Here is a 13,132-nt window from a genome sequence, read left to right on the forward strand (position 1 = left end):
CCGGACTCGCCTTGCGGAGGCGTCCGAGACCACCGGTTCTCCCTGCCGGGTCGTCCTGAAGGAACGGGTGGGTTCACCCGGGCCAGGTTCCGGTCAGGCGGCGGGTGGTGGCGGCCCCTCCCCGTTCCACGGCCGCCTTGACGACGGCGAAGATCGCGCCTTGCAGGGCCGCTGCGAGCAGGATCTCCCGCCAGGTGCGGTCCTCGTCGGTGGCGTCCGGGGCGTCGTCCTCGTGGCCGATCATCTTCCATGCCTGCTTGAAGGCCATGCCCGCGGCCATGCCGCTGACCGCGCCGAGGACGAGGCCGACAGGCTTGTAGGCGATCTTGGATGCCTTCACTTGTCCCTCCGGTTACGGCGCACGAGCAGGACGAGGGCCAGCGCCGCGGCGCCGGCCAGCAAGGAGCCGCGGTGGGTCCGTAGCGAAGTGACGGCCGAGGTCGCCTTCTCGCGCGCGGAGTTCGGGGTCTTCTGGGCGACCAGGTGGCCGGCGCGGGCGGAGCCGTCACGGAACCGGGTCGCGGCGTGGGCTGCCGTGTCGAGGACGGGGTCGGGGGTCTTGTCCTTGATCAGTCCGGTGGCCTGGGACGCCTTGTCCCGGAGCCGGCCTGTCAGGAGCGCGGCTTGTTCGGCGGCCTGCTCCTTGACCCCGGCTGCTTTCGCCTTGGCCTGCGCCTTGACGTCGGCCTTGCCGGCCAGGGCCTCCACGGTCCGGCCGAGCTCGTCGCGGGTGTGCTCCACCTGCTCGCGCAGCTGGTCCGGGGTCGGTGCGGGCTCGCCGCCCTGCTGCTGATGGCTCATCGGTGTGCCTTCTCCTTGATCTCGGCCACATCGGCCTTGACGCTGTCGATGGTCTTCTCAGGGGCTGGGCTGCCGGCCCGGGCGACCTGCTTCCTGCCGGCCACGGCCAGCACCGCGGCCACGGCCGCCAGGGCGGCGCCGATGATCAGGGCTGAGGCCCACACCGGCAGGACCAGCGTCAGGGCGGCGATGGCGGCGGCGACGAGAGTTTGGGCGGCCAGGACGCCGACGAGGCCGGCGCCGCCGAACAGGCCGCCACCCCACCCGTAGCGTCTGCCCTTTTCGGTCATCTCCGCTCGAGCCAGCTGCATCTCTTCCCGGACCAGTTCCGACATCTGCTGCGACGCCCGTGTCACGAGCTCGCCCACCGAGTCGTCGCTGCCGTGGCCGGCACGGCTTCCCAGCGCTTTCATGGAACTCCTCCTTTCTCCGGTCACCCATGTGCCCCCCAGGGCGCGCATACCCTGTCGTCCGCCGGTCACCCGGCACGCGTGACCAGCGCCGGCAGGCGGACCAGGAGCCGGGGCGCCGTACGGCCCAGGGCCGCGGCCGCGCCGCCGATCACGGCGGCGGTCGATGATCGTGGTCTCGCGGTCCCGCCGGCACCTTCGTCTCCGTCCTCGTCTCCTCGGCTGCCAAGCGACCGGCCCTCACTCCAAGCGGCGCTGATCCTCCTCGCTCCAGGCCCGGGTGTCGCGGGGCTCGACGTACGGCTCCTCGTCCTCGGGCTGGCCGCCGGCGATCGCGCGTTGGCGGACCAGTTCGGCGTCGAATTCCAAGCCCAGGAGGACGGCGAGGTTGGTGACCCACAACCACACGAGGAAGATGATCACGCCGGCGAGGGTCCCGTACGTCTTGTTGTACGAGCCGAAGTTCGCCACGTAGAACGCGAAGCCGGCCGAGGCGACCAACCAGATCACCAGCGCCAGGAAGCTGCCTGGGGACACCCACCTGAAGCCGCGGCCCTTCGCGTTCGGCGCGGCCCAGTACAGCAGCGCGATCATGACCGTGACAAGGATCAGCAGGACGGGCCACTTCGCGATCGACCACACCGTCATCGCGGTGTCGCCCATCCCCAGCGCCGAGCCCGCCTGCCGGGCCAGACCGCCGGTGAACACCACGATCAGCGCACTGGCCACGGCGAGGAGCATGAGCACGACGGTCAGTCCGACACGCAGCGGCAGCACCTTCCACGCCGGCCGGCCCTCGGGGATGTCGTAGACGGCGTTCGAGGCGCGGATGAACGCGGCCACGTACCCGGATGCGGACCAGATCGCGACCAGCACACCCACGACCGCCACGAGCGAGCCGAGGCCGGCGTTGCCCTGCAGCTGCTGCACCGCGTTACTGATCACGTCCCTGGCCGCGCCGGGAGTGAGCTTCTGCAGGTTGTCCAGGACCTGCTTCGTCGCAGACTCGCCCGCGACGCCCAACAGCGACACCAGGACCAGCAGGGCGGGGAAGAGGGCCAGGATTCCGTAGTAGGTCAGTGCTGCCGCCCGGTCGGCCAACTCGTCGTCCTTGAACTCCTTCAGCGTTCCGCGCAGCACCGACTTCCAGGCCCCCTTGGGCAGGGCGGAAAGCCGGTCCGGCGCCCGCTCCTCCACCTGCCGGCCCGGCCCTGCGGGCTGCCTTGCGGGCTCTCCGGTGGCTCGACGGCCGCGCCCGGGTTCCGGTGGATTCGTGTTGTTCATGGTCGGCGCGTTTCCATTACGGCCGCGCTCATGCCGCTCGCGTCCTGGAAGAAGCGACTGATGGTGCCACGGGGTGCAACCGAGCCGGGGCATTAGGACCGCCGGCTGGGGGAGGGGCGCCGGCTGACATGGTGACCGGGCGCATGCCTGGGCGTCGAACTATGGTGTCCCACCACATACGCCGGTGACCAGCGCGTTTCTACGGTGTGGCGACACGAACACGTCCCCGTCACCCGCTCGGAAGTGGTGCACATGGCCGCCGCAACACACGCTCCCACGCCTCCCGCCTCCCTCCGGCGCATCGTCGCCGCAAGCCTGATCGGCACCACCATCGAGTGGTACGACTTCTTCCTGTACGGGTCGGCCGCCGCGCTGGTGTTCAACAAGCTGTTCTTTCCGCAGTCCGACCCGCTGGTCGGGACGCTGCTGTCGTTCCTGACCTATGCCGTCGGGTTCGCCGCCAGGCCGCTCGGGGCGCTGGTGTTCGGGCACTACGGTGACCGGCTCGGGCGCAAGAAGCTGCTCGTGCTCAGCCTGCTGCTGATGGGCGGGGCGACGTTCGCGATCGGGCTGCTGCCGACGCACGCGACCGTCGGGTCCGCCGCGCCGGTGCTGCTGACCGTGTTGCGGCTGGTGCAGGGGTTCGCGCTCGGTGGGGAGTGGGGCGGGGCCGTGCTGCTCGTGTCCGAGCACGGGGACGCGAAGCGGCGCGGGTTCTGGGCCTCGTGGCCGCAGACCGGGGCGCCGGCCGGGCAGCTGCTGGCGACCGGTGTGCTGTCGCTGCTGACCGCGCTGCTGTCGGAGGCGGCGTTCGGGTCGTGGGGATGGCGGATACCGTTCCTGCTGTCCGGCGTGCTGGTGATCGTCGGACTGTGGATCCGGCTCTCCGTCGACGAGTCGCCCGTCTTCAAGGCCGCGCTCGCCGCCGCCGAGGAGCGCAAGGCGGCGGCCGCGCAGGCCGAGAAGATGCCGCTGGTGGCCGTGCTCCGGCACCACTGGCGGGACGTGCTGATCGCGATGGGCGCCCGGATGGCCGAGAACATCTCGTACTACGTGATCACCGCGTTCATCCTCGTCTACGCGACCACGCAGGTCGGCCTGTCCAAGCAGACCGCGCTCAACGCCGTCCTCATCGGCTCCGCCGTCCACTTCGCCGCGATCCCGCTCTGGGGCGCGCTGTCCGACCGGCTCGGCCGGCGGCCCGTCTACCTGATCGGCGCCGTCGGCGTCGGACTGTGGATGTTCCCCTTCTTCGTCCTCATCGACCAGGGCTCCTTCGGCAGCCTGCTGCTCGCCGTCACCGTCGGCCTGATCCTGCACGGCGCCATGTACGCGCCGCAGGCGGCCTTCTTCTCGGAGATGTTCGCGACCCGCATGCGCTACTCCGGGGCCTCCATCGGCGCCCAGTTCTCCTCCGTCGCCGCCGGCGCACCGGCCCCGCTCATCGCCACCGCGCTGCTTGCCGACTACGACAGCTCGACGCCGATCGCCCTCTACGTGATCGCCGCGGCGCTGCTCACCGTCGTCGCCGTCGTCTGCGCCCGGGAGACCCGGCACCGCGACCTCGGTGACGTCGACGCGGCGACCTCCGCCTCCGCCGCGCGGGTCGACGCCTGAGCTGACGAAGGGCCCCTCTCGTGTCGAGAGGGGCCCTTCCGTGCTGTCCTTTACGGCTTCTTCGGCTGCTTCCCGTCGTCGCAGGTCACCTTGTCCCGCGGCGTGTAGTGCGTCGCGAACGTCTCCCGCTTCACCTCGGCCCCGCCGTTCTTGAAGACCCGGTCGACCTTGATGTCGAAGCCCTCCAGCGGATCCTGGACCTCGCACTTCTCGCCGCTGCCCGTGCGCTCGGCGGGCGGCGTGACGTTCGTGCGGGGACCGGCGACCGCTTCGACGGCGTCGTACTTCTTCGTGCCGAGGAAGCTGACCGTCACCGAGGAGTCCGTCGAGCTCGCCTTGATGTAGATCGGGTGGCCCGAGTCGTTGAGGAACCTGAGGTCCAGCGTGCCCCACGCCACCGTCGCCTCCCGGCCGGCCGGGTAGCGCTCGATGTAGAAGGAGTGGGCGCCGTGCTCGACCGGCTTCACGCCGGCGAAGAACAGCGCGTTGTAGACCGTCGTCGCGACCGCCGACACACCGCCGCCCGGCGCCTTCTGGTACTGCCCGTCCATGATCATGGTGCCGGGCACGAAGCCGTTGGCCTCGGTGCGTTCGCCGACCGTGCGGTTGAAGCTCCACACCTCGCCCGGCTGCACGTACGAGCCGTTGATCAGCTCGACGGCGCGGCCGATGTTGGTCGTCCGGTACGGCGCGGCCGGGAAGTGCACGGTGAACGTGGACATCTGCTCGGTGATGCCGAGCGCCGCCAGGTTCTTGGCCGACACCTTCGGCTCGGTGACCGTGGTGGCGACGGGTGCGGTACGGGCCGCGGCGCCGCGCTTGGCGAGCAGCGGCTCCACCGCCCGGCCCAGGGTGTCGGCCGACACCTTGCGGCCGGCGCGGCCGTCCTGCTCGACGACGACCTTGCCGTCGCGCACGCCGAGCCGGGCCTCGACCGGGGCGCCGGTGAGCGCGTTCAGCGGACGGGCGACCGCCGGGTCGCGCAGCAGCGCGGCCGAGTCGAGCGAGGAGGTGAGCCGACCGCCGTCGGTCTTCACCTTCAGATGCCGGCCGAGCGTCTCCGCCGAGATCGACAGACGCTTGTCGCCCGCGGTGAGCGTGACCGGGCCCGACATGGCGGGCTCGGCGTAGTCCTTGACGAAGCGCGAGACCTCGGCCGCCGACACCGCCGGCCGGGTCACCGACACGGGAAAGACCGCCGACGCGCCGGATCCGCCGTTCACGGCACCGGTCCGGCCGCCGGAGCTTCCGGTGCCGGCTCCGCCGGCCACCGTTCCCGCCCCGGATCCGTCGCCGGCCGCGGTCGCCGGCCACGCGGCGCGCAGCGCGTCCACGGCCCGGTCCGTGTCCACCTTCTGTCCGATCCGCGGCTCGGTGACCACGGGCTTGCCGGCCTTGAAGGCCACGGCGGCCTCGCGCACGGTGCTCTCGTGCTGCCGGGCGGTCGCCGTCACGGCCGCGCGGGCCTTGGCCGTGTCGAAGGAGACGACGGGCTCGATGTCGCGGCTACCGGACGAGAAGAGCCGGCCGATGACGGTGACGGGATCGCGGGACGGGTCGGCCGCGCGGTCCGCGGTGGCCTTCACGTCGACCGTGAGCCCGGCCGTGGCCGGGTCGAGCGTCGTGGTGGCGTCACCGACCGCGACCCGCACCGGGTCCTTCCAGGCGGCGGGCGCCGCGGAGGTCAGCCGGGCGGCGGCCTCGGCACGGCTCAGGCCGCCGATGTCGACGCCGTCGACACGGGTGCCCGCGGAGATGTCGTCCCCGGTGGCGACGAGGCCCGCCACGTACAGTCCGCCGGCGACGACCGCGACCGCACCGGTCGCGATCGCCGCCTTGCGTATGTGGCCGCGGCGCCCGTGGGGGCCCGCGGCGGCGTGGTCGGTCGTGGAGGCGCGCACACACCCTCCCAAGGCGATGAGAAGTCAGGGGTACCCGTCGACGGTACGCCGAATGGGGGGTAAAGATCCATATGATCCCTTTTTTCCTGCGGTGACACTGCTCTCATCCGCCGGACTAAGGTGGCCCGGTGTCCACCGCCTCCACTCCGTCCTCACCAGGTCCCCGGTCCGTCGACCGCGCGCTCGCCCTGCTCGACGCCGTCGCCGACGCCGGCCGGCCCGTCGGCGCGAAGGCCCTGGCCAGGACACTCGGCTGCGCGCTGTCGACCGTCTACCACCTCGCCGGACCGCTGGTCGCCCGCGGTCATCTCGTACGGACCTCCGACGGCTACGCGCCCGGACCGCGCGTCCTCGCACTCCACCGCGCCTACCAGCGCCACCACGGCCTCGGTGAACCGGCGGGCGCCGGCGGCGCCGGCGGGGGAGTGGCCGAACTCCTCGCGCGGCTGCGCCGCGCCACCGGCGCCGAGGCCTACTTCACCGTCTACCGGGACGGCCTGATCACCGTCGTCGACACCACCGCGCCCGTCACCGACACCGCCCACCCCTTCGTCCCGGGCCCCGAGCCGCGGGCCCACGCCACCGCCCACGGCAAGGCCCTGCTCGCCGGGCTGCCGCGCGCACTGCGCCGCCGCTACCTGGACGAGCACGGCATGGCCCGGTTCACCGACCGTACGATCACCAGCCCCGAGCGCTTCGAGGCGGAGCTGGCCGGCGTGCGCGACCGGGGCTTCGCCGTCTCCGTGGGCGAGGCCGATCCCGCGTACACCTGCCTCGCGACCGTGCTGCCGACGGCCCTGGCGGCCCCGACCGCGCCCCGCTTCCCCGGGCCGGCCGGCCGGGCCGACGGCGTCGCGCACGCCCTGTCCGTCTCGCTCCCCACCGCCGACTTCCGGCGGCGGCACGGCGAGCTGCGCGCGGCCCTGGCCCGCGCCGTCCCCCTCCTCGGCCCCGCCCTCGCCGCCCGTCCCGCCGCCGGTTTTCCGACCCTGCCGGAATCCTGAGCCGCGTCACCGGCCGGAACGGCGGACCGCCGCGCACACTGAGCGCATGATCTTCATCGCCGTCCGATTCACCGCCCGCCCCGAGTACGCCGACAGCTGGCTCGACCGCGTCGCCGACTTCACCCGCGCCACCCGCGAGGAGCCCGGCAACCTCTTCTTCGACTGGTCGCGCAGCGTGGACGACCCGAACCAGTACGTCCTCCTGGAGGCCTTCGCCGACGCCGAGGCCGGCGCCGCCCACGTCGCCTCCGCCCACTTCAAGGCCGGTCTCGCCGCCATGGGCGAGGCCGTCGCCGCCACGCCCGAGATCATCAACGTCGAGGTGCCGCAGCAGGGCTGGGGCGCGATGGCCGAACTCGCGCGCTGAGCGCCGAGGTGGCGGGCCGCCCCGCGGGCGCCGCCGGCGACCTCCCGGCGGCCCGCCGCGGGTGCGGCCTTTCGCCGCACCCGTAAGACTGGACGGATACGACCAACCCGTCGGATGGGGGCGGTCGAACGATGCCGCTAGGACAGCCGCGCGGACTCCCGCGACGACCGATGTCCCGGACCCTGCGCAGGTGGATCGTCGCCTACCTGGTGTTCGTGGCCGTCGTGACGGCCGCCTACCTGCAGATGCCCTCCCGGCACACCACCCTGTGGGCGCTCATCGGCCTCAGCGGCGTCGTCGCCATCCTCACCGGCGTCCATCTGCACCGGCCCGCCCGCCGCTGGCCCTGGCTGGTGCTCGCCGCCGCCAACTTCACCTTCGTCGCCGGCGACACCGCGTACAACGCCCTGGAGGCCTTCTTCCACCAGGACCGTCCCTTCCCGTCCGTCGCCGACGCCTTCTACCTCGCCACCTACCCGCTCTTCGCCCTCGGCCTCTACGGCTTCATCCGCCGCCGCGCCGCCGGCCGTGACCTCGCCGTGGCGCTCGACGCGCTCATCCTCACCTCCGGCCTCGCCCTGCTCTCCTGGGTCAACCTGATCACCCCGCTCGCCACCTCCCCGCACATGTCGTGGATCGAGCGCGTGATCTCGATCGCCTATCCGCTCGGCGACGTCCTCATGCTGGCGATGCTCGCCCGGCTCCTCGTCCCCGGCGGTCTGCGCTCCCGTGCCGTCCAGCTCCTCACCCTCGGCACCTGCGGCATCCTCTTCTCCGACGTCGTCTACGGCATGCAGCAGATGGAGGGCACCTGGCAGGTCGGCACGCCGTGGGACATCGGCTGGGTGGTCTTCTTCACCGCCTGGGGCCTGGCCGCCCTGCACCCGTCCATGACCGGGCTGACCGAACTCGCTCCCGAGCCCGCGCCCGGCGTCGCCCAGCGGCGGCTCGTGCTGCTCGCCCTCGCCTCGCTCATCGCGCCCGGCCTGCTGCTCTTCCAGACCCTGCGCCAGGACCCGGACAAGGACATCGGCGTCATCGCGATCTTCTCCGCGCTGATGTTCCTGCTGGTCCTGGTCCGGCTCTGGACGATCATGGCCGACCACCGCAGGGCCGAGACCCGCGAGCGCAGCCTGCGGCTCGCCGCCGCGTCGCTGGTCGCCGCGCTCAGCCCGCGCGAGGTCGCCGCCGCCGTCGAGACCGCCGCCGCCACCCTCGTCGGCCCCGGCACCTCGCACCACACGATGGTGCTCTCCCGCGACCGCCGCGGCCGGCTCGTCGCCGTACCCACCGGCCGCAATCCGTGGAGCGTCCAGGTCACCGAGATCAGCGGGCCCGGCGGCACGCCCTGGCCGGACCTGCTCGCCGAAGGCAGCCGGCTGCTGCCGGCCGACGGGCTCGACCGGCCGCTCGCCGCCGCCGTCGAGCCCGAGACCCACGTCCTGCTCTGCCCGCTCGCCCTCCAGGCCCCGGCCGCCGGCGAGCCGCTGCTCGGCGCGCTGCTGCTGGCCGGGAGCGAGAAGAAGCTCGCCGAGATCGCCGACCCGGCCCAGTCGCTCGCCTCCCAGGCCGCGCTCGCCCTGGAGCGCTTCGGCCTGAGCGAGGAGGTCAGCCGCCGCACCAGCGAGGCCTACTTCCGCACCCTGGTGCACAACACCTCCGACGTCATCCTCATCGTCGACGACGACGACACCGTCCGTTACGCCAGCCCGTCCGCGGAGCACATGTTCGGCCACTCGCTGCTGCCCGGCACCCCGCTCGTCGAACTCCTCGCCCCGGGCGACGCGATGAGCGCGCTGCGGATCGTCGCCGACGTCCGCAGGCACGGCAACGTGGACGCCCGCGACGACTGGAAGCTGCTGCACGGCGGCGCCGCCGACCTGGAGGTCGAGGTGCAGTGCAGCAACCTGCGCGAGGAGCAGACCGTCCACGGCCTCGTCCTGACCCTGCGCGACGTCACCGAGCAGCGCAAACTCGAACGCGAGCTGACCCACCGCGCCTTCCACGACTCGCTCACCGGCCTGCCCAACCGGGTGCTGCTGCTCGAACGGATCGAACGCGCCCTGCTGCGCGGCCGCCGCGAATCCACCCTGACCTGCATGCTCTTCGTCGACCTCGACGACTTCAAGGTCGTCAACGACACCCTGGGCCACTCGGTCGGCGACGAACTCCTCGTCGCCGTCGCCCGCCGGCTCACCTCCGTGCTCCGGCTCACCGACACCGCCGCCCGGCTCGGCGGCGACGAGTTCGCCGTCCTCATCGAGGGCGCCCGCGAGCCCGGCGACGCCGAGGCCCTCGCCGCCGAGATCGTGCACACCCTCGGCCAGCCCTTCCACCTCACCGACGGCGCCGTCTCCGTCTCCACCAGCGTCGGCGTCGCCACCGTCCTCGACAGCGCCCACGCCGAGGAACTCCTCGGCCACGCCGACCTCGCGCTCTACGCCGCCAAGGCCGCCGGCAAGAAGCGGTGGCGGCGCTTCCGGCCCGAGCTGCACTCCCGGCTCGTCGCCCGCCACGAGCTCCAGGCCGGCATGGACACCGCCCTCGCCGACCACGCCTTCGCCCTGCGCTACCAGCCCATCGTGCAGGTCGACGACGCCGACCTGGCCGGCTTCGAGGCCCTCATCCGCTGGCCGCACGCCCGCCGCGGCATGGTCCCGCCCGAGCAGTTCATCTCCCTCGCCGAGGAGAGCGGCCACATCATGCCGCTCGGCGCCTGGGTCCTCGACCACGCGGCCCGGGACATCTCCCGCTGGCAGCGGGTCCGGCCCCGCACGCCGCCGCTGTGCGCCAACGTCAACGTCTCCGCCCGCCAGTTCCGCGACCCCGGCCTCCTCGACGTGGTCCGGCGCACCCTGCGCTCCTCCGGACTCGCGCCGGGCTCCCTGGTCCTGGAACTGACCGAGTCCGTCCTGATGCGCGGCGACGAGCAGATCGGCACCACCATGCGGGCCCTGAAGGACCTCGGCGTGTCCATCGCCATCGACGACTTCGGCACCGGCTTCTCCTCGCTCAGCTATCTGCGCGACTTCCCGATCGACGTGCTGAAGGTCGACAAGTCCTTCATCGACGACATCACCACCGACCGGCAGCAGGTCGCCCTCGTCGAGGGCATCGTGCGCATCGCCGACGTCCTCGGCCTCCAGGTCGTCGCCGAGGGCATCGAGAACGAGGACCAGCGCGCCCTGCTCGCCGACATGGGCTGCCGCTACGGGCAGGGCTTCCTCTTCGCCCGGCCCATGTCCGCGCGCCAGGCCGACACCTTCCTGCACCGCATCCCCGAGCCGCCCGTCCGCACCGCCCGGGCCGCGCGCGCCGCGCAGGCGGACACCGCGGCCCGTACCACCGCGCCCGGCGGCCTGTCCGGCCCACCCGCGACCCGGCCCGCCCCCTCCGACGCCCGCTGGCGCGACCTGGAACGGCTCAAGCGCACCAGCCCCATGTGCGACGCCGTCATCGACGAGATCGACGGGCGCCGGCTGCGGGTCGGCGACGACTGGCTGATCGACTTCGCCTCCTGCAACTACCTCGGCTTCGACCTCGACCCCGAGATCATGTCCGCCATCGACCCGCAGGTACGCCGCTGGGGCACCCATCCCAGCTGGTCGCGGCTCATCGGCAGCCCCCGCCTCTACCCGCGCATCGAGGAACGGCTCACCGAACTCCTCGGCGCTCCCGACACGCTCCTGCTGCCGACCATCACCCTCATCCACCAGTCCGTCATCCCGCTGCTCGCCGCCGGCGGCGAGGTCTTCGTCGAGACCCAGGCCCACCGCACCATCTACGACGGCTGCGTCGTCGCCCGCGGCCAGGGCGCCACCCTGCACCGCTTCCGCGCCGACCGGCCCGAGGAACTGGACGCGATGCTGCGCGAGACGCCTCCCGACGCCCACCGCCTGGTGTGCATGGACGGCGTCAACAGCATGACCGGCAACTTCCCCGACCTGCGCGCCACCGCCCGGATCTGCCGCCTGCACGGCGCCCTGCTCTACGTCGACGACGCCCACGGCTTCGGCGTCATCGGTGAACGCGTCCCCCAGGAGACCAGCCCGTACGGCGCGCGCGGCAACAGCATCGTCCGGCACCTCGGCGAGAGCTACGACGGCATCGTCCTCGTCGGCGGCTTCTCCAAGGCCTACTCCTCGCTGCTCGCCTTCCTCGCCGTCCCGCACCGGCTCAAGGACCACCTCAAGGTGGCCGCCGCCCCCTACCTCTACTCCGGTCCCTCGCCGACCGCCTCCCTCGCCACCGCCCTCGCCGGCCTCGACGTCAACGCCGCACGCGGCGACGCCCTGCGGGCCGACCTGCACCGGATGACCGCCCGCGTCCTCGACCACGTCCGCGGCCTCGGCATCGCCACACCCAACACCGACGGCCTGCCGATCGTCGAGATCCCGCTCGGCGACCCCGCCGACCTGGAGGCGGTCGCCACCTTCCTGTGGCGGCGCGGCATCTACGTCACCCTCGCCAGCTATCCGCTGGTCCCGCGCGACCGGGTCGGCTTCCGCATCCAGATCACCGCCGCCAACACCGACGAGGAGATCGAACAGCTCAACGACGCCCTCACCGCGCTCTCCCAGCGCTTCGCCCTCCAGCGCCACACGCCGGCCCGGCCGGGCGCGGTCGCCGCCGGACGGACCACGGAGCGACGATGACCTCACCACGGCGGACCGCGGTGCGCAGGAACCGCGACGCGGACTGGAACGCCTGGCCCGTCGCCGAATACCTCGACGAGAACTACCGCCAGACCCACCCGCTCGACCGGGGCGTCATCCGCCACCACTCCGCCTTCTACCGCCAGTTCGCCCCCGGCGGCCTCGCCCGCACCCTCGAACTGGGCGCGGGCCCCAACCTCTACCCGCTGATGCTCGCCGCCGGCGCCAGCCGCCGTGTCGACGCCCTCGAACCCAGCGCCGCCAACCTCGCCTATCTGCGCGGACAGCTGGCATCCGGCCCCGAGGAGAGCTGGCGGCCCTTCTACGCGCTCGCCCGCACCCTCGACCCCACGCTCCCGGACACCCTCGAAGAGGCCCTCAGCCGGGTCCGCGTGGTCCCCGGCGACGCCTCCGACCTCGCCGACGGCCACTACGACGCCGCCTCCATGAACTTCGTCGCCGAGAGCGTCACCGAGGACTTCGGCGAGTTCACCGCCCTGTGCGCCGCGTTCGTCCGCGCGGTACGGCCCGGCGGGCGGCTGGTCGCCGCCTTCATGGAACGCATGCCCAGCTACCGCATCGGCGAGGGCCCGGTCTGGCCCGCCTGCCCCGTGGACGAGCCCGCGCTGCGCGCCGTGTTCGGCCCGCGCACCACCGGGCTGCGGATCTCCCGCCTCGCCAAGGACCGCACCCTGCCCGAGTACGGCGACACCGGCGTGCTGCTGCTCACCGCCGAACGCCCCGCGCCCTGATCCGGGCCCGCACCGCGCTCGTTCACCCGCGCCGCGTACTCCTCGAGCGAGGAGCCCGGCGTCCCGTCGTACAGATTGTGGTCGAAGGCCCACATCAGTCCCTCGAGCCCGCACGAGTCGAACTGCCGGAACGCCGCCTCCATCACACCCGGCCGGTACGCCGCCACCTGCTGGCCCGCGCTCTCCCCGTCCACGTGCCGGAAGCCCTCGGCCCGCGCCACCGCCACCACCCAGCGCGCCGAGGACCAGCTCCGTACGGCCACGTCCGGCGCAGAGCCGACCACGTCCGCGTCACCCGGCGCACAGCCCTGGTCCGCCGGCCGACCGGTGCCGTCCACCAG

Annotated in this window: 10 protein-coding genes; 5 read left to right on the forward strand and 5 right to left on the reverse strand. The window is 72.8% G+C overall.

What is annotated here, in order from left to right; all coding sequences use genetic code 11:
- Positions 1-73 precede the first annotated feature (73 nt).
- The 4 genes from ACIGO8_RS11730 to ACIGO8_RS11745 all read right to left on the reverse strand — a co-directional run bounded on the left by ACIGO8_RS11730 (position 74) and on the right by ACIGO8_RS11745 (position 2,495).
- Positions 74-340 carry a DUF4235 domain-containing protein gene (locus ACIGO8_RS11730; protein ID WP_399727671.1) on the reverse strand — a complete coding sequence of 89 codons (267 nt, stop codon included), beginning with the start codon at positions 338-340 and terminating at the stop codon, positions 74-76.
- On the reverse strand, positions 337-801 hold the full coding sequence (locus ACIGO8_RS11735) for a DUF3618 domain-containing protein (RefSeq protein WP_399727674.1): 465 nt from the start codon (positions 799-801) through the stop codon (positions 337-339). Before ACIGO8_RS11735 ends, ACIGO8_RS11730 begins: the two co-directional genes overlap by 4 nt.
- Positions 798-1,214: a phage holin family protein gene (locus tag ACIGO8_RS11740; protein WP_399727677.1), complete on the reverse strand. Its 417-nt coding sequence runs from the start codon at positions 1,212-1,214 to the stop codon at positions 798-800. The genes ACIGO8_RS11735 and ACIGO8_RS11740 overlap by 4 nt, the downstream gene beginning before the upstream one ends.
- 237 nt (positions 1,215-1,451) lie before the next feature.
- Positions 1,452-2,495, reverse strand: a complete 1,044-nt coding sequence (locus ACIGO8_RS11745; RefSeq protein WP_399727680.1) for a YihY/virulence factor BrkB family protein — start codon at positions 2,493-2,495, stop codon at positions 1,452-1,454.
- A 252-nt stretch (positions 2,496-2,747) separates the two neighbouring features.
- Between ACIGO8_RS11745 and ACIGO8_RS11750 the strand changes: the two genes are divergently transcribed.
- On the forward strand, positions 2,748-4,112 hold the full coding sequence (locus ACIGO8_RS11750) for an MFS transporter (RefSeq protein WP_399727682.1): 1,365 nt from the start codon (positions 2,748-2,750) through the stop codon (positions 4,110-4,112).
- Positions 4,113-4,162: 50 nt separating this feature from the next.
- Here ACIGO8_RS11750 and ACIGO8_RS11755 read toward each other — a convergent pair whose 3' ends face one another.
- Positions 4,163-6,013 carry a VanW family protein gene (locus ACIGO8_RS11755; RefSeq protein ID WP_399727685.1) on the reverse strand — a complete coding sequence of 617 codons (1,851 nt, stop codon included), beginning with the start codon at positions 6,011-6,013 and terminating at the stop codon, positions 4,163-4,165.
- 128 nt (positions 6,014-6,141) lie between these two features.
- On the opposite strand from ACIGO8_RS11755, the gene ACIGO8_RS11760 reads away from it, so the two are divergent.
- The 4 genes from ACIGO8_RS11760 (at position 6,142) to ACIGO8_RS11775 (ending at position 12,791) form a co-directional block, all read left to right on the forward strand.
- Positions 6,142-7,017, forward strand: a complete 876-nt coding sequence (locus ACIGO8_RS11760) for an IclR family transcriptional regulator (RefSeq protein WP_399727687.1) — start codon at positions 6,142-6,144, stop codon at positions 7,015-7,017.
- A gap of 46 nt (positions 7,018-7,063) precedes the next feature.
- Positions 7,064-7,384 carry a putative quinol monooxygenase gene (locus tag ACIGO8_RS11765; RefSeq protein ID WP_399727689.1) on the forward strand — a complete coding sequence of 107 codons (321 nt, stop codon included), beginning with the start codon at positions 7,064-7,066 and terminating at the stop codon, positions 7,382-7,384.
- 170 nt (positions 7,385-7,554) lie between these two features.
- Positions 7,555-12,039, forward strand: coding sequence for an aminotransferase class I/II-fold pyridoxal phosphate-dependent enzyme (locus ACIGO8_RS11770; protein ID WP_399727692.1), 4,485 nt, complete (start codon positions 7,555-7,557; stop codon positions 12,037-12,039).
- Complete coding sequence (locus ACIGO8_RS11775) at positions 12,036-12,791, forward strand: class I SAM-dependent methyltransferase (RefSeq protein ID WP_399727694.1); 756 nt, start codon at positions 12,036-12,038, stop codon at positions 12,789-12,791. The genes ACIGO8_RS11770 and ACIGO8_RS11775 overlap by 4 nt, the downstream gene beginning before the upstream one ends.
- Positions 12,792-13,132: the final 341 nt, after the last annotated feature.

The organism is Streptomyces sp. NPDC053493 (assembly GCF_044544825.1).
Classification (GTDB): domain Bacteria; phylum Actinomycetota; class Actinomycetes; order Streptomycetales; family Streptomycetaceae; genus Streptomyces.